This window comes from Pseudomonas sp. GW821-FHT07G06 (assembly GCF_058986625.1).
Genome location: NZ_JBYSVW010000002.1, coordinates 94,218 through 115,496, shown reverse-complemented (window position 1 = coordinate 115,496; position 21,279 = coordinate 94,218). Strand labels below are relative to the sequence as shown.

General features: G+C 60.7%; 17 protein-coding genes. 1 reads left to right on the top strand and 16 read right to left on the bottom strand.

Annotated elements, in window-relative coordinates; all coding sequences use genetic code 11:
- Nucleotides 1-99 precede the first annotated feature (99 nt).
- Nucleotides 100-5,370 (top strand): NEL-type E3 ubiquitin ligase domain-containing protein, encoded by a 5,271-nt coding sequence (locus AC3WJW_RS04075; RefSeq protein WP_493725212.1) that lies wholly within the window; start codon nucleotides 100-102, stop codon nucleotides 5,368-5,370.
- Between the two features lie 66 nt (nucleotides 5,371-5,436).
- Here AC3WJW_RS04075 and ureC read toward each other — a convergent pair whose 3' ends face one another.
- From ureC to AC3WJW_RS03995, 16 genes are all read right to left on the bottom strand, one after another.
- Complete coding sequence (gene ureC, locus AC3WJW_RS04070; RefSeq protein ID WP_493725211.1) at nucleotides 5,437-7,137, bottom strand: urease subunit alpha; 1,701 nt, start codon at nucleotides 7,135-7,137, stop codon at nucleotides 5,437-5,439.
- Between the two features lie 153 nt (nucleotides 7,138-7,290).
- Nucleotides 7,291-7,599, bottom strand: coding sequence for an urease subunit beta (locus tag AC3WJW_RS04065; protein WP_493725210.1), 309 nt, complete (start codon nucleotides 7,597-7,599; stop codon nucleotides 7,291-7,293).
- On the bottom strand, nucleotides 7,599-8,132 hold the full coding sequence (locus AC3WJW_RS04060) for a GNAT family N-acetyltransferase (protein ID WP_493725209.1): 534 nt from the start codon (nucleotides 8,130-8,132) through the stop codon (nucleotides 7,599-7,601). Before AC3WJW_RS04060 ends, AC3WJW_RS04065 begins: the two co-directional genes overlap by 1 nt.
- Before the next feature lie 6 nt (nucleotides 8,133-8,138).
- Complete coding sequence (locus AC3WJW_RS04055) at nucleotides 8,139-8,672, bottom strand: GNAT family N-acetyltransferase (protein WP_493725208.1); 534 nt, start codon at nucleotides 8,670-8,672, stop codon at nucleotides 8,139-8,141.
- Between the two features lie 9 nt (nucleotides 8,673-8,681).
- Nucleotides 8,682-8,984 carry an urease subunit gamma gene (gene ureA, locus AC3WJW_RS04050; RefSeq protein ID WP_057397787.1) on the bottom strand — a complete coding sequence of 101 codons (303 nt, stop codon included), beginning with the start codon at nucleotides 8,982-8,984 and terminating at the stop codon, nucleotides 8,682-8,684.
- A gap of 151 nt (nucleotides 8,985-9,135) precedes the next feature.
- Complete coding sequence (locus AC3WJW_RS04045; protein ID WP_493725207.1) at nucleotides 9,136-9,975, bottom strand: urease accessory protein UreD; 840 nt, start codon at nucleotides 9,973-9,975, stop codon at nucleotides 9,136-9,138.
- 165 nt (nucleotides 9,976-10,140) lie between these two features.
- Nucleotides 10,141-10,839 carry an urea ABC transporter ATP-binding subunit UrtE gene (urtE, locus tag AC3WJW_RS04040; RefSeq protein WP_126048981.1) on the bottom strand — a complete coding sequence of 233 codons (699 nt, stop codon included), beginning with the start codon at nucleotides 10,837-10,839 and terminating at the stop codon, nucleotides 10,141-10,143.
- Nucleotides 10,840-11,033: 194 nt separating this feature from the next.
- Complete coding sequence (urtD, locus tag AC3WJW_RS04035) at nucleotides 11,034-11,903, bottom strand: urea ABC transporter ATP-binding protein UrtD (RefSeq protein ID WP_218501254.1); 870 nt, start codon at nucleotides 11,901-11,903, stop codon at nucleotides 11,034-11,036.
- On the bottom strand, nucleotides 11,900-12,979 hold the full coding sequence (gene urtC / locus AC3WJW_RS04030) for an urea ABC transporter permease subunit UrtC (protein WP_493725206.1): 1,080 nt from the start codon (nucleotides 12,977-12,979) through the stop codon (nucleotides 11,900-11,902). The genes urtD and urtC overlap by 4 nt, the downstream gene beginning before the upstream one ends.
- Nucleotides 12,979-14,481: an urea ABC transporter permease subunit UrtB gene (urtB, locus tag AC3WJW_RS04025; RefSeq protein ID WP_493725205.1), complete on the bottom strand. Its 1,503-nt coding sequence runs from the start codon at nucleotides 14,479-14,481 to the stop codon at nucleotides 12,979-12,981. Before urtB ends, urtC begins: the two co-directional genes overlap by 1 nt.
- A 229-nt stretch (nucleotides 14,482-14,710) precedes the next feature.
- A complete protein-coding gene (gene urtA, locus AC3WJW_RS04020; protein WP_007979634.1) occupies nucleotides 14,711-15,976 on the bottom strand; it encodes an urea ABC transporter substrate-binding protein in 1,266 nt (421 codons plus the stop codon).
- Between the two features lie 328 nt (nucleotides 15,977-16,304).
- Nucleotides 16,305-16,727 (bottom strand): hypothetical protein, encoded by a 423-nt coding sequence (locus AC3WJW_RS04015; protein WP_493725204.1) that lies wholly within the window; start codon nucleotides 16,725-16,727, stop codon nucleotides 16,305-16,307.
- Between the two features lie 200 nt (nucleotides 16,728-16,927).
- Nucleotides 16,928-17,938, bottom strand: coding sequence for a FecCD family ABC transporter permease (locus AC3WJW_RS04010; protein WP_493725203.1), 1,011 nt, complete (start codon nucleotides 17,936-17,938; stop codon nucleotides 16,928-16,930).
- The gene (locus AC3WJW_RS04005; protein WP_493725202.1) at nucleotides 17,935-18,894 is read right to left on the bottom strand and encodes an ABC transporter substrate-binding protein; all 960 of its coding nucleotides are present in this window, start codon (nucleotides 18,892-18,894) and stop codon (nucleotides 17,935-17,937) included. The genes AC3WJW_RS04010 and AC3WJW_RS04005 overlap by 4 nt, the downstream gene beginning before the upstream one ends.
- On the bottom strand, nucleotides 18,891-19,679 hold the full coding sequence (locus AC3WJW_RS04000) for an ABC transporter ATP-binding protein (protein WP_493725201.1): 789 nt from the start codon (nucleotides 19,677-19,679) through the stop codon (nucleotides 18,891-18,893). Before AC3WJW_RS04000 ends, AC3WJW_RS04005 begins: the two co-directional genes overlap by 4 nt.
- 161 nt (nucleotides 19,680-19,840) lie before the next feature.
- Nucleotides 19,841-21,220 carry a PepSY-associated TM helix domain-containing protein gene (locus tag AC3WJW_RS03995; protein WP_493725200.1) on the bottom strand — a complete coding sequence of 460 codons (1,380 nt, stop codon included), beginning with the start codon at nucleotides 21,218-21,220 and terminating at the stop codon, nucleotides 19,841-19,843.
- Nucleotides 21,221-21,279: the final 59 nt, after the last annotated feature.

Sequence of the window (21,279 nt, the reverse complement as noted above, 5' to 3'; positions counted from 1 at the left end):
CCTTTTTCCAGGGGCGGTCCAACGGTTATTTGGGCTTTTGTTTGGCGGGCGGGTTGGCGAAGCTGTGGGTTCAAATCCAGCCATCAAGGTGATGTAACAGTGTCTGAATTGCATGGAAGCCATTCACAGCAAACGATTGAAACCACAGGCGTCGAACACCAGGGCGTGCATTACCGTCGCGTATTCGACGGGATACCGGGCGCCCTGAAAAATGCCCCGCCTGCAAGGCTCAAATCCCTTGAAACCCTGAAGCCGGCGATGCCCGAGTGGTACAGCGGCGCACGGGCCATCGACCGCCAGTACCTGAAGCAGTTGATCGAGGAACGCTGGCGTGTGCAGGGCGTACTGGACAAAACCCTGGGCAGCTTGCAACACGACATCGAGGCCTTCGCCGAACCGCTGCTCAGGGAGATGTTGCAGGCGAACTTCAGCTCGGTTGAACGCGCCTATGAACTCAGCGTGCAGCTCGAGGTGCCCAGTACGATCATCTTCGGCATCGACACCGGCGCCAGTCGCGTCCGCCAGTCCACCTTGCTGGAGGCGGCGTTGCACAACTTCGAGGACGCTGAAACCGTCGAAGGGGCGTTCCGAAACAGCTCCGGTATTTACCGCAAGGACAGCCGGGGCAGTCTCAGCCTGGAGCCGGCCATTGCCCTGCCGGATTTTGCCGCGTTGTGCCGCAGCCTGGACATCGGCGGGCAATACCAGCGGCACATCAAGTCCGTCCTGTTGCCCGATACCCCGCAAGCACAGCGAACCTTGCAACAAGACTCGGTGGCCAGTGAGCAGGCGGCCTTTAATGTGGCCGCACTGATTGCCCGATTGAAGGGCGATATCAGTGACCATGCCTACGTCAAACTGGGCCAGGTGCGTGAGGGGCAGGCAAACATCACGCTGTACGACCGGCCGTTGCAGGGTCATCGCTTGTCGCTGATGGGTTTTCGGTTGACCGGCATCGTGTTGTTCAGCGCGGTCAGCGAGCCATCGCAAATAAAGCGCGAAGTTGAAGCGTTAACGCCGGCCCTGTTGAAATTCTGGATCGACTGGTCGCGCCGCATTCCTGTTCTGCCAGGCGGGGAATACGATCAATTCAAACTGCTGCAAGCCTTCTTCGCCAATGGGCCGCAGGGGTTGAGCGATGAGCTGTTGCGCCGCGAGGATATCTATCAACAGAGCCGTGTAAGCGGTCCGTTGATCGCTTATGTGCCCGATGATCCTGACCATCCGTTGAAGGAGTACCCCTCGCTGACCGCGTTCATGAAGGCGCTCCTGGGTCAGTTGAGATGTACCGATTACCAGGCCTTTTTCAGCCGCTTTGTGGCGCAGAAGGACAAGGGGGTGTTTTTCGCCCGGGTCAAAGAGCGTCTCACGACCTACACCTGGCATGAGCGCGAACCGCTGGACATGGGCCCGTGGTGGCGTGAAACGGCGGTCGAAAATCCCGATGCGGAACCGGTGACTAACCAGATCGCGAATGAACTGTGGACCACCCTGTTTCTGGAACGGCGTAACAAGGCCATCGCCGATGCCCGGTTGATCGCCGTACCAACCGGCGATGAGGATGCCAACGCACGCTTCAAGCGCCTGACCGGTTACCTGTCGATCGGCTGGAATGTTTTCAATTTCGCCGCAATGCTGGTGCCGGGGCTGGGGGAAGCCATGCTCGGCATCATGGTCGCGCAAATGCTCGCCGAGGTGGCCGAAGGCGTCGAGGACTGGAGCAAGGGTGACAAGGAACAGGCTTCGGCGTACTTCAACGGGGTCTTGATCAATTTCGCGCAATTGGCACTGATGGGCGCCGGACATGTGTTGCCCGGTACCGCTGTCGCACCGATCAAGGTGTCGCCGTTTATCGAGGGGCTCAAGCCAGTGGAAGTCGGCGGCAAGGAGCGGTTATGGAACCCTGACCTCGCTCCTTATGAGCAGTCGATCACATTGCCCGATGGAGCGAAGGCCGGTGACACAGGGCTGTACCGTCATCAGGAGCAGGACCTGCTGCGCCTCGAAGACAAATGCTATGCCGTCAGGCAAGACCCGGACACTGGCCAGCATCGGCTGCAACACCCGACTCGCGCCGATGCCTATCAGCCGCTGTTGGAGCACAACGGTGCCGGCAGCTGGAAGACCGAACTCGATCAACCGCTCGAATGGGATCGGCGTGCAGTGCTCAGGCGTCTGGGCGCTTCGGTGGAGGGGCTTTCCGATGAGACCCTGGAGCAGGTTTTGACTGCCAGCGGCGTGCATGAAAACGTGCTGCGCCGACTTCATGTCGAAAATGAAACCCCGCCCGCGTCATTGGCCGATACTCTCAAGCGCTTCAAGGCCCATGCCGATGCTGAAGCCGGTGCGCAACAGATTCTGGCCCATCGGATCGGTAACGATTGGGCGGATTATTCGCTTCGACTCATGACGGAATTGCGCGGCTGGCCCGGCGACAAGGCCATTGAAGTCTTCCAGGGACCGGGCCTGACCGGTGTATCGATCAAGGATGGCTACGCCAATGCGTCAGCGACCAATACCTTGCAGATGACCTGGTCTGAACTGCTTGCGGGTGAGTTGCCTGAACGGGTGGTCGGTTTTCTTGACGAAACAGCGCTGCGCGAACTGCTTGGAGAAGGGTATTCCGGTGACCAACCGAAACGTGTCCAGGCACTTTGTGATCAATGGGCGGCGCTGGCGCGTCAGCGCAAAAGTCAGTTGTTCGACCTGTTGTACAAGCGCCGTACCCGGTCGGACGATCCGTTGGTGAACATGCTCAAGGATGATGGGGCTGATATCTCTGTCAGTCAGGCGCAGGAGTTGCTGAGTGAAGCGCATCCCTCGGATGTGCAGCATTTGAACGAAAAAAAACGTGTTCCGTTGAGACTGGCTCAACAAGCTCGGGAGGCAGCGGAACAACTGCGTGTGACACGGGCTTATGAAGGCCTGTACCTCGACGTACTGCACAATCGCGATACTGCACGCCTGGAGCTGCACTCGCTGGCCGCATTGCCGGGCTGGCCGGCGGATCTGCGTCTGGAAATCCGCGAGTATTCATTCACGGGATCACTGACCGACAGTCTCGGCCCCGTCGACGCGACGACCCGCAAAGTGCTGGTCCTGGGTGAGGATGGCCAATACGAGGCACGGGACGGCAGCGATCAACATCTGCACGGTGCGGACAATCTGTACGCGGCGGTGCTGCATGCCTTGCCCGACGCTGAGCGCATAGCGCTTGGCTTTGAAATCCATGAGTCTTCACGCCTTGAGCAAGCGGTCAGGGCGCAGCCGCTGGATCGATCCCGGTTTGAGCCGATTCTGCGGGACCACCCGATCACCAGGCCGGCTTACGACCCAAGCGTCATGCGCTTGCGTGGCGGCATGCGTGGCTATGCCCGACAAGCATCGCAAGGCGAGGGGCTGCGACGACGGGCTCATGCACTGTATCCGGATTTTACCTCGGAGGAGGTCGAGACACTGCTGGCGGGTTTCGGTCAGGGCGAAGGGGCGGTGCATGCACGGCTGAGCGTGCTGGAGGCCGAGTTCAACCAGTTGAACCGCACCCTGCAACGCTGGATGAATTCGCCAACGCAATCCGCTCGGTTTACCCCGGCGGGCGTGGCGGAGTGGCATGCGCGAAACAATATCTATAAAGCGCTCAGGCAATGCTGGCAGCGCACCGGGCCGGAGGGTATCGAGGTTTCCGGGGTAGTGCGGCCACAGGCGTTGAGTCTGGACAACATTCCCAGGCTGAGCCGACTGCTGGAAACCTTGCCGAAACTGGAGGCCAACTTCGATCATGTCACCAGCCTGAGCCTGCGCGGTGGGCAGTTGCGTTCCGGGAACCTGTCGTTCCTCGACCCGTTCCATCAGGTGCGCTACCTCAACCTGCAAGACAATCTGCTGACGGCGCTTCCGCAGGCGGTGAAAGACATGCGTCATCTCACCGACCTGCTCCTCAACGACAACCGCATCGAACTGGATGTATTGGCGGTTGATCGCCTGAAGAATCTGACACGCCTGAGGATGTTGGCGCTGCGCGGCAACCCGCTGAAGCTCATTCCTGATGTCAGCCGGATGCCGCATTTGCAGGTGTTGATATTGAGCGATGTCGGACTGGACAGTTGGCCTGTCGGTCTGTTTTCCCAATCGCGGCCACGCAGTATCTTCATTGACTTGAGCCGCAATCCGATCAGCCGGATACCGCAAGTCGCGCCCGGATCCTTTCGCGCCGAGCTGCTGGCACGCACGGTGATCAGCCGGGAGCCGCACTGGATTTCACCGGAAAATCTCGACACCCTCAGGATGTACATCGAGTCGGTCGGCATGGACCCGGACCGCCCATACCCACCCCGAGGTCTGCTCGATAGTGCGGATTGGTACATGGGCATGACTGAGCGACAATGGCAGGAAAAGCAGGACATCTGGAACGAAGTCGAGGATGAGTTTGGTTCGGTGCCGTTTTTCAATGAACTGCGCAAGCTCACCCAGTCCGCCGACTTCAAGGCCGGCGGTACCTATCAGACGGAACTGACAGCCAAGGTCTGGCGCATGCTCGAAGCCATGGCCAGCGACAGTGAACTGCGAAGCAAGCTGTTCAACGAGGCGGCAACGCCCACCGAGTGTGTGGATGGCGGTACGCAACTGTTCAATGCCATGGGCGTGCAGGTGATGGTTCACGAAGCCTACGCCCTGGTGCGTGCGGACCTGATCGAGGCGCAACTGTTGGAGCTGGCACTGGGCAAGTCCCGGCTCGATGAACTCGGTGCCATTGCCCGTCAGCGGGTGTCTGCGCGGTTGGCTAACGGCGAACGGTTCCGGCGCTACGACGCCGATGGCGAAGTGATCGGCACTATCGATGAAGTGGAAGTGCACCTGGCCTACATGACCGATCTGGCGCAGCGTCTGGATTTGCCGTGGCAGGCGCGGGGCATGCAGTTTCGCAATATCGCCGAGGTCAGCAAAGAGATGATCGAGGCAGCGTTCCAGCGGATCAAGGCGCTGGAAGAAGGTGATCTGCTGATTGATCGCCTCTTCGAGCAACCGCTCTGGCGAACCTGGCTGGAGTCTACTTACCGCGAAGAGTTGAACGGATTGAAGCGCAGGATCGACGCCACTATCGATTTGCAGGATGCGTTGCAGCGCCGGGCCGATGGTGTACGACTCACGGTCGAGCAAAGGGCTGATGTGGCGGCGGAAATCACCGCGCTGTGCCGCGAGTTAGGCAAAAGCGAAAGTGAATTTGCCAATGGCCAGCTCATGACGGACGAGGCCTATGTTCAGGCTTTGAATGACATCGATCGGCAAATCACGCAGCAGTTGAAAACATTGACGCGAGAGGCCATGACTCGGGGCGGGCTGGACCGCCTGCGGATCGCAGCGGATCAGTAACGGCGGAAAAGACAGAGGCCTCGATACGCTGTGATCGAGGCCGTTGTGTGGGGCGCAACAACCGGTTCAGAACAGAAAGTAACGCTGGGCCATCGGCAACGTCTCAGCCGGCTCACACCACAGCAAAACCCCATCGGCCTTGACCTGATAGGTCTGCGGATCGACGTCGATTTTCGGCAGGTAGTCGTTGTGGATCAGGTCGGTTTTCTGCACGTCGCGGCAACCTTTGACCACAGCGATTTTCTTCTTCAGCCCCAGCGCTTCAGGCAAGCCTGCCTCCTGCGCCGCCTGACTGATGAAGGTCAGGCTGGTGGCGTGCAGCGAGCCGCCGTAGCTGGCGAACATGGGGCGGTAGTGCACCGGTTGCGGTGTCGGGATCGAGGCATTGGCATCGCCCATCAGGCTGGCCGCGATGGCGCCGCCCTTGAGAATCAGCGTCGGTTTCACGCCAAAGAATGCCGGGCGCCAGAGCACCAGGTCCGCCCATTTACCCACTTCGACCGAACCCACTTCATGGCTGATGCCGTGGGTGATCGCCGGGTTGATGGTGTACTTGGCAATGTAGCGTTTGGCGCGGAAGTTGTCGTTGCCGGCGCCATCACCCGGTAACGGGCCGCGCTGTTTTTTCATCTTGTCGGCGGTCTGCCAGGTGCGGGTGATGACTTCACCGACCCGCCCCATGGCCTGGCTGTCGGAGCTGATCATCGAGAACGCACCGAGGTCGTGGAGGATGTCTTCGGCGGCAATGGTCTCGCGGCGAATGCGGCTTTCGGCGAAGGCCACATCCTCGGCAATGCTCGGGTCGAGGTGATGGCAGACCATCAGCATGTCGAGGTGTTCGTCGATGGTGTTGCGGGTGAACGGCCGGGTCGGGTTGGTCGAACTCGGCAGCACGTTGGTAAAACCGCAGGCCTTGATGATGTCCGGCGCGTGACCGCCACCGGCACCTTCAGTGTGATAGGTGTGAATGGTGCGGCCCTTGAAGGCGGCGAGGGTGGTCTCGACGAAGCCGGATTCGTTGAGGGTGTCGGTGTGGATCGCCACCTGCACGTCGAACCGGTCGGCCACGCTCAGGCAGTTGTCGATGCTCGCGGGCGTGGTGCCCCAGTCCTCATGCAGCTTGAGGCCGATGGCACCGGCCTTGACCTGTTCGATCAACGGCTCCGGCAAGCTGGCGTTGCCCTTGCCGGTGAGACCGATGTTCATCGGGAACGCGTCGGCCGCCTGAAGCATGCGCGCCAGGTGCCACGGCCCGGAGGTGCAGGTGGTCGCGTTGGTGCCGGTTGCCGGTCCGGTGCCGCCACCGATCATGGTGGTGACACCGCTCATCAATGCCTCTTCGATCTGCTGCGGGCAGATGAAGTGGATATGGGTGTCGATGCCGCCGGCGGTGAGGATCATGCCTTCGCCGGCGATGACTTCGGTGCTGGCGCCAATGGCGATGTTGACGTTGGGCTGGATGTCCGGATTGCCGGCCTTGCCGATCGCCGCGATGCGCCCGTCCTTGAGACCGACGTCGGCCTTGACGATACCCCAGTGATCGATGATCAGCGCGTTGGTGATCAAGGTGTCGACCACGTCGGCGGCCAGCAACTGGCTCTGACCCTGGCCGTCACGAATGACTTTACCGCCACCGAATTTCACTTCTTCGCCGTAGGTGGTGAAGTCCTGTTCCACTTCGATCCACAACTCGGTATCGGCCAGGCGCACCTTGTCACCGACGGTGGGACCGAACATGTCGGCGTAGGCTTGACGGGAAATCTTCATTCGTTCGCCTTGAGATTCAATTGAATTTGGAACCGCTCGCGTTGCTCGCTATCGCAGCCTCGCTTCGCTCGACAGCTCCTACAGGGGGCCGCGATCACATTGGTGAATTCTGTAGGAGCTGTCTCGCGAAGCGAGGCTGCGATCTTTTGATCTTTAATCGAGATCACCCATGATCCTGCCGGCAAACCCGAACACCCGACGATGCCCCGCCAGATCCACCAACTCCACCTCGCGACTCTGCCCCGGTTCGAAACGCACCGCCGTCCCGGCCGGGATGTTCAGGCGCATGCCGCGACTGGCGGCACGGTCGAACGCCAGGGCGTCGTTGGTCTCGAAAAAGTGATAATGCGAGCCGACCTGGATCGGCCGGTCACCGCTGTTGGCCACCTTCAGGCTGATCGTGCGGCGGCCGACGTTGAGTTCGATGTCGCCAGGCTGGATCTGGTATTCACCGGGAATCATCAATGGGCTCCCTGAAGAATCTTGTAGTAGAGGGCGGTCGGTTTGTAGCGGCCGCTCGGGTCGCAGGCGTAGTCGGGGATTTCACCGGCGCGGGTATAACCCAGCGATTGGTAGAAGGCTTCGGCGGGCGAACCGGCCTCGGTGTCGAGGTACAGCATGCCGCGCTTGTGCTGCAGGGCGGCGGCCTCCAGAGCGTTCATCAGTTGCTGGCCCAGACCGCGACGCCGGGCATGTTCGCGCACCAGCAGCTTTTGCACTTCGGCGCGGTTCAGGCCGTTGGCTTTCTGGCACAAACCCAACTGCACGCTGGCCTGCACCTGTTCGTCCTTGACCACCACCCACAGCAACAGATTGCCCTTGTTCAGGTTGTCCTGGACCTCATCGAAATAGGCGTGGGCCTGGGTCGCATCGAGGCCGGCCATGAAGCCGACACTGGCCCCATAGCCGACGGCATCGAGCAGCAGTTCGATCAGTCCCTGACGATAGTGCGCAAAGCTTTCAACGTTGACGCGTCGCAGTTGGGCGGCGTTCATCGGGTATTACTCCTGGTTGATGCCTGGCGGCTGCGCGCCGGGGTTGAGGGTCAGTTGCATGAAAGTCAGGTCCAGCCATCGACCGAATTTGGTACCGACCTGAGGCATTTGCCCGGTGATGATGAAACCGATGCGCTCATGCAGGCGAATGGAGGCGGCGTTACCGCTTTCGATGGCGGCGACCATCACGTGCTTGCCGCAGCCTTTGGCGCGCTCTACCAGCGCTTCCATCAGTTGTGGGCCGAGGCCGTTGCCGCGCTGGTCGCTGCGCACGTAGACCGAGTGCTCGACGGTGTGGCGGAAACCGTCGAAAGGTCGCCAGTCACCGAATGAGGCATAGCCCAGTACCGAATTTTCACCGTCGACGATAACCAGAATCGGGTAAGCCTGGGATTGCCGGGCGCTGAACCAGGCCTGGCGGTTGCCGAGATCGACCGCCTGTTCATTCCAGATCGCCGTGGTGTTGAGCACGGCGTCGTTGTAGATGTCGCAGATGGCCGGCAAGTCGGCATGCACGGCATCGCGGATGTGGTAAGTCATGGCGCGGCCTCAGGCGATGGGTTGGTGGACGGTGACCAGTTTGGTGCCGTCGGGGAAGGTGGCCTCGACCTGGATTTCCGGGATCATTTCCGGGATGCCTTCCATCACTTGTTCGCGGGTCAGCAGGGTGGTACCGAAGTGCATCAGTTCGGCCACGGTCTGGCCGTCACGGGCGCCTTCGAGCAGGGCCGCGGAGATGTAGGCCATGGCTTCCGGGTAATTGAGTTTCACGCCGCGCGCCAAACGCCGCTCGGCCACCAGGCCCGCGGTGAAGATCAGCAGCTTGTCTTTTTCGCGTGGGGTCAGGTCCATCGTAGACATCCATAATCGGCAGTTTAAAAGGTTAAATCTTGCAACCCATACCACTGTAGGAGCTGCCGAAGGCTGCGATCTTTTTCCCGTACCGCTGAAGATCAAGATCAAAAGATCGCAGCCTTCGGCAGCTCCTACAGGGTATGCATATTCAGGTGTTCCATATTCTCGGGGGGACCGCTTCGCGGCCAAGTAGCGCTGGCCTGAGCAATCGCCACAAATCAATCAGCCAGCCCCGTGCCAACAACGCCTCACTCGCCAGGCACCGTGCAACCAGCAACCCCGGCAACTGGGTCAAATCTCCGCGCACGTCGTTGGGCAGCGAGCGGCAGCGCTCCAGCAGTTCGCTATCGATCTCACCCGTCACCAACAACGTGGCAAACACCAGTTGCCCATCCAGTCCGATGGGCGAATCAAGTAAACCGTCTGCTCCGACAATGCGCTGACGTTCATGCCAGAGCAACTGGCCGTCGCGGCACACATCCAGTCGTGCCTGAAAATGCCCAAGGTCGAAGCGCTCGCCACTGGCCGGACGGCCCAGGGCCACGACGTCCCAGTAGAACAGGCGCGCATCGCCTTCAAGGTCGATGGAGGTGCTGAGTTCAGCCTGGGCCGCACTGAAGATGATCGTCTCCTGGGGCAGCCATTCCAGTGTCGCACCGGCCGCCACCTTCAGATTCAGCTGCTGATAGGCGGGACCAGCAGCGCGATACCACTTGGCCGCGCCGGGGCTGGTGATTTGCGCCCAGGCATTGCCCTCGACGCTGGCCGAAATGTCCAGTCGATCGCCGCCGGCAATACCGCCGGGTGGGTGGACGATGATGTGCTGGCAGACTTCCGGCCCTTCGGCATACAGGTGTTTTTGTACCCGCAGCGGACCTTTGTGCCGGCGCTGGACCGGGCGCGTGGTGTTGTCGAATCGGGCGTAGCCTAGTTCCAGTTCGGCGTGCCAACTGGGGGTGAACAAAACGCCTGAAGCCGGAAGAGTCATAGTCAATGCTTGTCGAGAGGTCGTCAGGATGTTTGCAAAGGCTGTGCCGCAAGGCATTGCAGGCAGGAGGTGGCTGTTGAGTATTGCGATGCACCAATAGCGTGCGCAACCGCAGCTTCGACGCGACAAATTGGTGCCTTGTCAAAAGAAGCGGAGCGTGACGGCTCAGATGGTAACGAGCCCGCGTACGCCTTCTGCTTCCATGTTTTCACCACGCCCCTGTTGCACGATTTCGCCCCGGGACATCACCAGGTATTGGTCAGCCAGTTCGGCGGCGAAATCGTAGAACTGTTCCACCAGCAGAATGGCCATGTCACCCCGGGCCGCGAGTTTTTTGATCACGGCACCGATCTCCTTGATCACCGACGGCTGGATGCCTTCGGTGGGCTCGTCAAGGATCAGCAAGCGAGGGCGGCTGGCCAGCGCGCGACCGATGGCCAGTTGCTGTTGCTGGCCGCCGGACAGGTCGCCCCCCCGGCGTTGTTTCATTTGCAGCAGCACCGGGAACAGTTCGTAGATAAACGCCGGGACTTCCCTGGCTTCGCTGCCGGGAAACCGCGACAGCCCCATCAGCAGGTTCTCTTCCACGGTGAGGCGGCCGAAGATCTCCCGGCCCTGCGGAACATAGGCGATGCCTGCATGCACACGCTGGTGCGGTTTGAACGCAGTGATGGGTTTGCCTTCCCAGTTCACCGCGCCTTCCCTGGCTGGCAGCAGGCCCATCAGGCATTTGAGCAGGGTGGTCTTGCCCACGCCGTTGCGCCCAAGCAGACAGGTGACTTCGCCGACCTTCACGTCAAACGTCAGGCCGCGCAGGATGTGGCTTCCGCCGTAGTACTGGTGCAGTTTTTCGACTTGCAGCATGTTCAGATTCCTTGTGTCCGACCCGGCCTGCTCTTGATTTGCTTTTGATTTGTTCTTGATTTGTTCTTGTAGGAGCTGTCGAGTGAAACGAGGCTGCGATCTTTTGATCTTGATTTTTTCCGGCACCGTTGAAGATCAAAAGATCGCAGCCTCGTTTCACTCGACAGCTCCTACATCGCTCTTGGCAGGGGTGGTTATCGACCGAGGTAGACCTCGATCACCCGCTCGTTGTCCTGCACCTGCTCCAGTGAGCCCTCGGCCAGCACGCTGCCCTGATGCAACACGGTGACGTGGTCGGCAATCGAGCCGACGAAGCCCATGTCGTGTTCCACCACCATCAGCGAGTGCTTGCCGGCCAGGCGCTTGAACAGCTCGGCGGTGAATTCTGTTTCGGCGTCGGTCATGCCCGCCACCGGTTCATCGAGCAGCAGCAATTGCGGGTCCTGCATCAGCAGCATGCCGATCTCGAGGAACTGCTTCTGGCCGTGGGACAGCAGGCCGGCCGGGCGATTGACCGAGCTGGTCAAGCGAATGGTCTCCAGCACCTCGGCGATGCGGTCTTTCTGCTCGCCGCTCAAGCGCGCCCGCAGGCTGGCCCACACCGACTTGTCGGTTTTCTGCGCCAGTTCCAGGTTCTCGAACACGCTCAAGGCTTCGAACACCGTCGGCTTCTGGAACTTGCGGCCGATGCCGGCCTGGGCGATCTGCACTTCGCTCATCTGCGTCAGGTCCAGGGTTTCGCCGAACCAGGCCTTGCCGTGGCCGGGACGGGTCTTGCCGGTGATCACGTCCATCAGCGTGGTCTTGCCTGCGCCATTGGGGCCGATGATGCAGCGCAGTTCGCCGACGCCGATGTACAGGTTCAAATCGTTCAGCGCCTTGAAACCGTCGAAGCTGACGCTGATGTCTTCCAGGGTCAGGATGGTGCCGTGGCGGGTGTTCAGGCCTTTGCCGGCGCGCTGGCCGAGACCGATGGCGTCACGGCTGCTGCCGGCGTCCTTGTTGGGTTCTACGGGGAAAAACGCCGGTTCGAGCATGAATTCAGCGGTTGCCGTGACTCTCATGATTCACCTCTTTTCTTCAGCAGACCGATCACGCCTTTGGGCAGGTACAGGGTCACGACGATGAACAGCGCGCCGAGGAAGAACAGCCAGTACTCGGGGAAGGCCACGGTGAACCAGCTCTTCATGCCGTTGACCACGCCTGCACCGAGCAACGGACCGATCAAGGTGCCGCGCCCGCCAAGGGCGACCCATACGGCGGCTTCTATCGAGTTGGTCGGCGACATCTCGCTCGGGTTGATGATGCCGACTTGCGGCACGTACAGCGCCCCGGCCAGGCCACACAACACCGCGCTCAGCACCCAGACAAACAACTTGAACCCGCGCGGGTCGTAGCCGCAGAACATCAGACGGTTCTCCGCATCGCGCAACGCGGTCAGTACCCGACCGAACTTGCTCTGTGCCAGGCGCCAGCCGATGTACAGGCTCGCCACCAGCAACAGCACCGTGGCGAAAAACAGCACCGCGCGGGTGCCCGGTTCGGTGATGCCAAAGCCGAGAATGGTGCGGAAGTTGGTGAAGCCGTTGTTGCCGCCAAAACCGGTTTCGTTGCGGAAGAACAGCAACATGCCGGCGAAGGTCAGGGCCTGGGTCATGATCGAGAAATACACGCCCTTGATCCGCGAACGGAAGGCGAAGAAACCGAACACCAACGCCAGCAACCCCGGCGCCAATACCACCAGGCACAGGGTCCAGAGGAAGCTGCTGGTACCGGTCCAGAACCACGGCATTTCAGTCCACGACAGGAAGGTCATGAACGCCGGCAAACCATCACCCGAGGCCTGGCGCATCAGGTACATGCCCATGGCATAGCCGCCGAGGGCGAAGAACAAACCGTGGCCGAGGGACAGCAGGCCGGCATAACCCCAGACCAGATCCAGCGCCAACGCGACGATGGCGTAGCAGAGAATCTTGCCCACCAGCGTCAGCGTATAGGCTGAAACATGCAGCGTGCTGTCCACCGGTAACAACGACAGCAGCGGTAACGTCAGCAGCACAATGAGGATCACTGCGCCAATGGCAATCGAGACTTTGGGGCCGGCTTTTTGGGTCGCGGTAACGAGCAGGGGCTGGTTCATCAGTCGATCACCCGTCCTTTGAGTGCGAAGAGGCCTTGCGGACGTTTCTGGATGAACAGAATGATCAGCGCGAGGATGAGGATCTTGCCGAGCACCGCACCGATCTGCGGTTCGAGAATCTTGTTGGCTATTCCTAAGCCGAACGCCGCCAGCACGCTACCGGCCAACTGACCGACACCACCGAGCACCACCACCAGGAACGAGTCGATGATGTAGCTCTGGCCGAGGTCCGGGCCGACGTTGCCGATCTGGCTCAGGGCCACGCCACCAAGGCCGGCGATGCCCGAGCCGAGACCGAAGGCGAGCATGTCCACGCGCCCGGTCGGTACGCCGCAGCAGGCGGCCATGTTGCGATTCTGGGTGACCGCTCGTACGTTCAGGCCCAGGCGTGTCTTGTTCAGCAGCAGCCAGGTCAGCACCACCACGAACAGCGCAAAGGCAATGATGACGATGCGGTTGTAGGGCAGCACAAGATTGGGCAGCACCTGTATCCCGCCCGACAGCCAGGCCGGGTTGGCCACTTCGACGTTCTGCGCGCCGAACAGCAACCGAACAAGCTGAATCAGCATCAGGCTGATGCCCCAGGTGGCGAGCAGGGTTTCCAGCGGGCGACCATAGAGGTGGCGAATCACCGTGCGCTCCAGCGCCATGCCGATGGCGGCGGTGACGAAAAATGCCACCGGCAATGCGATCAATGGATAGAACTCGATGGCCTGCGGCGCGAAGCGCTGGAACATCAGTTGCACTACATAGGTCGAGTAGGCGCCGAGCATCAGCATCTCGCCGTGGGCCATGTTGATCACGCCGAGCAGGCCGAAGGTGATTGCCAGGCCGAGGGCGGCGAGCAGCAGTATCGAGCCTAGCGACATGCCGCTGAAGGCCTGGCCAAGCATCTCGCCGACCAGCAGTTTGCGTTTGACTTGAGCGAGGCTGGTTTCAGCGGCGGTACGCACATTCGCGTCGGTTTCGACGCCAGGCTCCAGCAGGCTTTCGAGGCGGGTGCGGGCCAGCGGGTCGCCGGTCTCGCCGAGCAAGCGCACCGCGGCGAGGCGCACAGCCGGGTCAGCGTCCACCAATTGCAGATTGGCCAGGGCCAGGCTGAGGGCGGCGTGAACACTCTCGTCTTTCTCGCCAGCCAGTTGCTGGTCGAGGAGTTTCAATTGCGCCGGCTTGGCGCTTTTCTGCAATTGCTGCGCGGCGGCCAGACGGATCCTGGCGTCGACGGCGAGCAATTGATGGCTGGCCAGGGCGGTGTCGATCAGACCCCGCAGGCGGTTGTTCAGACGCAGGGTTTTCGGTTGGCCGTCGACGGTCAACTCGCCTTGTTGCAGGGCGTTGATTAGTTCGATGCGGGCCGGATCGGGCTGCGCGGCCCAGGCTTCCAGCAGTTTGGCTTGTTGCGCGGGATTGGCGGCGACGAAGTCTTCGGCGTCGCCGGCGTGGGTGGCCATCGGCAACAAGAGGGCGATGGCGAGAATGAAGCGGTAGAGGGCAGTGGGCATATGCTTGGCCTTGCGCGGACTAAATGTGGGAGCGGGCTTGTGTGGCGAGGGGGCTTGCCCCCGTTCGGCTGCGTAGCAGTCGTAAATCGATGCCTCGGATGTACCTGATACACCGCAGTCACAGATTCAGGGGCTGCTTCGCAACCCAACGGGGGCAAGCCCCCTTGCCACACAAGCCCGCTCCCACAGGAGTTGTGTTGGGCCTGAACAATCGTCAGGCCCAATGGCTTTAGTTGCTCTTCACCGCATACTCCGGCTTCTTGTCGTTGCCCTGGATGAACGGGCTCCACGGTTGGGCGCGGATCGGTCCTTCGGTCTGCCACACCACGTTGAACTGACCGTCAGACTGGATCTCACCGATCATCACCGGCTTGTGCAGGTGGTGATTGGTCTTGTCCATGGTCAGCGTGTAACCGGACGGCGCGGCAAAGGTCTGGCCGGCCAGGGCTTCGCGGACTTTGTCGACGTCGGTGGATTTGGCTTTTTCGGCGGCTTGCGCCCACATGTGGATGCCCACATAGGTGGCTTCCATCGGGTCGTTGGTCACCGCTTTGTCGGCGCCCGGCAGGTTGTGTTTTTTGGCGTAGGCTTTCCAGTCATCGACGAACTTCTTGTTCACCGGGTTCTCGACCGACTCGAAGTAGTTCCACGCAGCGAGGTTGCCCACCAGTGGCTTGGTGTCGATGCCGCGCAGTTCTTCTTCGCCGACCGAGAACGCCACGACTGGAACGTCGGTGGCTTTCAGGCCCTGGTTGGCCAGTTCTTTATAGAACGGCACGTTGGAGTCGCCGTTGACGGTGGAGATGACGGCGGTCTTGCCGCCCGCCGAGAACTTCTTGATGTTGGCGACGATGGTTTGATAGTCGCTGTGGCCGAACGGGGTGTAGACCTCTTCGATGTCCTTGTCGGCCACACCTTTTGAATGCAGGAACGAACGCAGGATCTTGTTGGTGGTGCGCGGGTAGACGTAGTCGGTGCCGAGCAGGAAGTAGCGCTTGGCGCTGCCGCCTTCTTCGCTCATCAGGTATTCAACGGCAGGGATCGCCTGCTGGTTCGGCGCGGCGCCGGTGTAGAACACGTTCGGCGACATTTCTTCGCCTTCGTACTGCACCGGGTAGAACAGCAGGCCATTGAGTTCTTCGAACACCGGCAGTACCGATTTGCGCGACACCGAAGTCCAGCAACCGAACACCACGGCGACCTTGTCCTGGGTCAGCAACTGGCGACCCTTTTCGGCGAACAGCGGCCAGTTCGACGCCGGGTCGACCACCACCGGTTCCAGCATCTTGCCGTTCACGCCGCCCTTGGCGTTGATCTCGTCGATGGTCATCAGCGCCATGTCTTTCAACGACGTTTCGGAGATCGCCATGGTCCCGGACAACGAATGCAGAATACCGACCTTGATGGTCTCGGCGGCCTGGACGGTCCAGGTCATGCCCATTGCGGCAATGGATGCCGAGAGAGTGAAAGCCTTGATCAAACTGCGACGCTTCATTGTGCGATCTCCATGAACTTATGAGTTTTCTTGGTTGGCAGATGCGGACTACTGAAGGGTCTTTAGCAAGGGCTGTGCCCGGTCGGGGAAAGGTACGGGAATGGCGTTTTAGAGCGGTTGTGCGGTTTGATGGCGCACCATGAAGGATCGCGGCAGGCGTGTTGGTGCGAAGCGTTGCGCCAGATTGGGGCGCAGATTGTATGAGCAACAACAATCGATTGTGGGAGCGGGCTTGCTCGCGAATGCGGTGTTTCAGTTGCCATTGATGTTGTCTGACACACCCTCTTCGCGAGCAAGCCCGCTCCCACAAAGTCAGCGGCGCATCAGATCAGCTTTTGATGCAGGTTTCAAAACCATGTCCGCCACCTTCGTACTCCGGGCCGTAGTAGTACTTGGTGAATGAAGTTTTCCCGTCAGGCGTGGAAGCGATGTTTGCTATCCCGACACCGTAATCCTTGTGCGACGGATCCGTATGGGCAAAGTAAATCGCCAGGGAGCTCGAGTTGGCGGCGGCAAAGCCGTCATACCGGGAGTTGTCGAGCAACGTCAGGGTAAAGCCATAGGCGCCATGTTCGCCGGTACTTTGTTCGGCATTGAGTTTCATGTCGACCACACCTTCAAACGCACCGATATGGCTGTCCATTCCGGTACATTGATATCGGCCGCTGTAGTCAACGCCAGTAAAGGGGGGCTTGGCTGCCCATGCAGGCGTTGAAACAAGTGCGATGGATATGATGAGTTTTTTGAACATGGTTACCTCTTTCCGCTCTTGTAGGAGTTGTGACGATTAAGATGTAGGAATAATCGTTATTGAAGTGCACGAGTCTTTTTATTATTCAACTCGCGGGAGCGGAGTATGAGCGCGGTAATGGATTTGTTAAGCGTTAACTCAATACGAGGTTTTTCCAGGCATGCATGCAATTTTAAATTTTGTTTTAATTAAACATGGCGTTAACGACGTCGCATCAAACCGATGAAGAACAAACCGCCAATCGCTGCCGTGGCCACCCCGATGGGCAAGTCTTCGGGCGCAATCATCGTCCGGGCAGCAACGTCGACCCAGACCAGAAACACGCTGCCGAGCAACACGCACACCGGCAGCACTCTTCGGTGTTCAGCCCCGACCAGACGCCGCGCGATGTGCGGCACCATCAGCCCGACAAAGCCGATCGAGCCGCTGATCGACACCAGCACCCCGGTCATCAGCGAGGCAATCAGAAATACCCGCAGGCGCACGGCGCGCGCATTCAGGCCCAGGGTCACTGCCGTCTGCTCACCGGCCATCAGCGCATTCAACGGTCGCGCCATGCCCAGCAGCAAAACCAGACCGAACAACACACTGGCGGTCGGTACCGCCAGCAATTCCCAGCGCGCCAGCCCGAGTCCGCCGAGCATCCAGAACATCACCGCCGAACTGGCTCGATGATCGCCCAGGAACAGCAACAAATTGGCGATCGCCATCATCACGAACGACACCGCCACGCCGCACAACAACAGGCGATCACTGTCGAGGCGGCCGTGGCGGCTGGCGATCATCAGCACCACCAGCATGCTCAGCAATGCACCGATGAAGGCTGCGATCGGCAAGGTCAGCAGGCCAACGATCTCTCCGACATGCAACACCACGATCACTGCGCCCAACGTCGCGCCGGACGTGACGCCGAGTAAATGCGGGTCAGCCAGCGGGTTGCGCGTCACCGCTTGCAGCACCGCGCCGATCAGCGCCAGCCCGGCGCCCACCAGTGCGCCGAGCAGCATGCGCGGGACGCGGATCAGCCAGACGATATGCTCTTGCCCGGGGCTCCAGTCCGGCACACCGAAGCCGAACAGTTTGTGCAACAGGATGCGCCACACCACGTCCAGCGGTACCCGCGCCGGGCCGAAACCCAGGGACACCACGCACGACATCAGCAACAGGGCACCGAGGGCGATCAGTAACAGGGCGTAGCGACGGTTGATCATTCGCCGTGGAAACCCTTGGCCAGGGTGGCGACCGCCAGCACGTTATCGATCCCCGGCGTGGCCTGCACGTACGGGATGACGATGAAGCGCCGGTGCTTGATCGCGTCCACCGATTGCAGGGCCTTGTTGGCCAGCAGGAACTGAATCTTCTGATCGGCGGTGATTTCGCTGTAGTCGACGATCACGATCACCTGCGGATTGTGTTCGACCACGCTTTCCCAGTTGACCCGGGTCCAGCTTGCGTCGACATCCTCCAGGATGTTGCGCCCGCCAGCGGCGTCGATCAGTGCTTGCGGCATGCCCAGGCGGCCTGAAGTCATGGCCCGGTCTTCGCCGCTGTCGTACAGGAAGACCCGCGGTCTTTGCGCGGGCAGGGTTTTGCGAATGTCCGCCACTTGCGCCTGCATGTGGGCGACCAGGGCGTTGGCGCGGTCCTGCACGTCGAAGATCCTGCCGAGGTTGCGCAGGTCGTTGTAGGTGTCTTCGAGGCTGGCCGGTGGGCGCTTCATCACGAAGGCGCAGGATTCGCTCAGCTCATACACATTGATGCCCAGCGGCTGCAGGGTCTGCGGAGTGAGATCGCCGCCGACGCGCATGCCGTAGTCCCAACCGGCGAAGAGGAAATCGACGTTGGCATTGAGCAGGGTTTCCACCGACGGGTACTTGGCCGCCAGTTCCGGCAGACCGTCGAGCAGCGACTGCATGTCGGGTGTCACGGCCTTCCAGCCACTGACGCCGCTGTAGCCGACCATCCGTGGCTTGAGGCCGAGGGCGAGCATCATCTGGGTCATGTTGATGTCGTGGCTGAGGGCGTGTTGCGGTGCTTGCGTGAAGGTCACTTCGCGGTTGCAGCTTTTGACTGTCAGCGGGTAATGGGTGGCTTCGGCCAAGGCCTGGGCGCTGATCGACAGCATCACGAGGCAGAGGCCGGAGCGCAGCAGGGAACGCAAATTCATGGTTGGGTTATCCAGGTGATTCGTGGGTAGCCGTGCAGCGGATGGTCATCGATAAGTGCTTCGACGCCAAACACATTGCGCAGCAGGGCGGCGGTGAGCACCTCTTGCGGCGTGCCGCTGGCGACGATGCGGCCATGGTTGATCACGTACAACCGATCACAAAAAGCCGCCGCCAGATTGAGGTCGTGGATGCTCGCCAGGGTGCCGATGTTCAGGTGCTTGACCAACTTCAACAGCTCAAGCTGATAGCGTGGGTCGAGGTGGTTGGTCGGCTCGTCGAGGATCAGCAGTTGCGGTTGCTGAGCCAGGGCGCGGGCGAGGATTACCCGCTGTTTTTCTCCGCCTGAGAGGGTGGCGAACTCATGGTCATCGAAACCCTTGAGACCGACGGACTCCAGCGCCTGATGAATGAGTGTCGAGTCCTCGAGCGTGTCGCCATCGAACAGACCTTTGTGCGGCGTGCGGCCCATGGCGACCACTTCCTCGACGGTCAGGCCGAAGGCGTCGGGGAACTCCTGCAAGACCACGGCGATGCGTTGTGCACACCAGCGTGAAGACTGTTTCCAGACATTCTGGTGATCGAGCCTGACCTCGCCGTGCTCCGGTTTACTGAAGCGCCAGGCACAACGCAACAGGCTGGTCTTGCCACTGCCATTGGGGCCGATCAACCCGACGAACTCACCCGCAGCCACGTGCACGGAGGCATCACGCAGCTGGAATTGATGGTGGCAATGGCCGTGACCCAGGGGCGTCCAGGAAATGTTTGCGAGGTTCAGCGAGGTCATGCAAATGCTCTTGGTATTTCGGTGGTGCGGCTCTCTTCGCGAGCAGGCTCGCTCCCACATTGGAACGCGGTCAAATGTGGGAGCGAGCCTGCTCGCGAAGAGAGCCGAGGTGGCATGCGCGGGAGTTTACAGCCCCTTGAGCCCCGCGCATCTCAGCTGTTTCATGATGAAGATGAGGCGCTCTCAGTCTGTCGGGTAAAACGCGACAGCAGCACACGATCCAGCACCCACACCACCACCAGCGAAGCGCCCACCAACGGGAAGGCCACCGCGAGGGCGAACATGATCACCATGGCGGTTTTCCATTTCGGCAGGTCGTGGCGCAGCGGCGGTACGCCGAGTTTTCCTTGCGGACGACGCTTCCACCAGATCACCACGCCGCTGACCGCGCTGAGCAGGATCATCAGGCAGATCAGCAACACGATGAGCTGATTGAGGGTGCCGAACATCTTGCCTTCGTGGAGCATCACGCCGATTTCCGTGGCGCGGGCGACGGCGCCATATTGCTCGTAACGCACATCGGCAAGGACCTTGCCGGTGTACTGGTCGATGTGCAACGTGGCGTCATTGCGCGGGTCATCGGCGAACACGGCGATGGTGAACACACCGGTGGCGGTCGTTGGCAAGGTGATGCTGTAGCCCGGCTCGACCTTGCTTTGGGTGGCGATGTTTTGTACGTCCTGCAGGCTGATGGTCGGTGCGGCCGGGCCGGCTTGTGCGCCATCGTGGGCCATGTGTTCGGCGTGGTCGCCGGACATTGGCATCGGCGTGTTTTCCATGGCCCAGGGCACGGTCTGGCGTGTGGCGCTGTTGAGGCTGCGCGCCTCGACGTCGGACTTCGGTACGTTGTCCCACATTGCCGCCGGAAAGACGTTCCACACGGCCGCGTATTGCTGGCCCCAGAAGCCGGTCCAGGTCATGCCGCTGAGCAGCATCACCAGCAGCAGGGAGGCACCCCAGAATCCGGTGACGGCATGCAAGTCCCGCCAAAGCACCCGCCCGCGACTGCTCAGGCGTGGCCACAGAATGCCGGCGGCCTGGCCGCGCGGCCACCACAGGAATACGCCGGACACCACCAGCACCACACCCCAACCGGCGGCCAGTTCGATCAGCCGATCGCCGACGGTGCCGATCATCAGCTCGCCGTGAATCGCGCGCGCAATGGCTTGCAGGTTCTTCTTGGCGTCTTGCTCGCCGAGGATGTCGCCGTGGTACGGATCGACAAAAACGTTCAGCTCGTTGCCGTCGTTGAGCACGACAAACTGGGCGCTGCGTTCGGCATTGACCGGTGGCAGGTACTGCTTGATCGTTGCCTGGGGATACGCATCTTTCACCCGCTTGAGCAGGTCGTCGGCCGGGACGGTGTGATGTCCGGCCGGCACGTTGAGCAGGCTGCTGTACATCAGCGAATCGAGTTGCGGCTTGAACAGGTAAATGGTGCCGGTCAGGGCCAGCATCACCATGAATGGCGCAACGAACAATCCGGCATAGAAATGCCAGCGCCAGGCCAGGTTGTAGAAATTCACTTTGGGCTGTTTCATCACGTGTGCTCCGCATTGGCGAATCAGTTGTTTTTTTAAAAGATCGCAGTACGCATTCC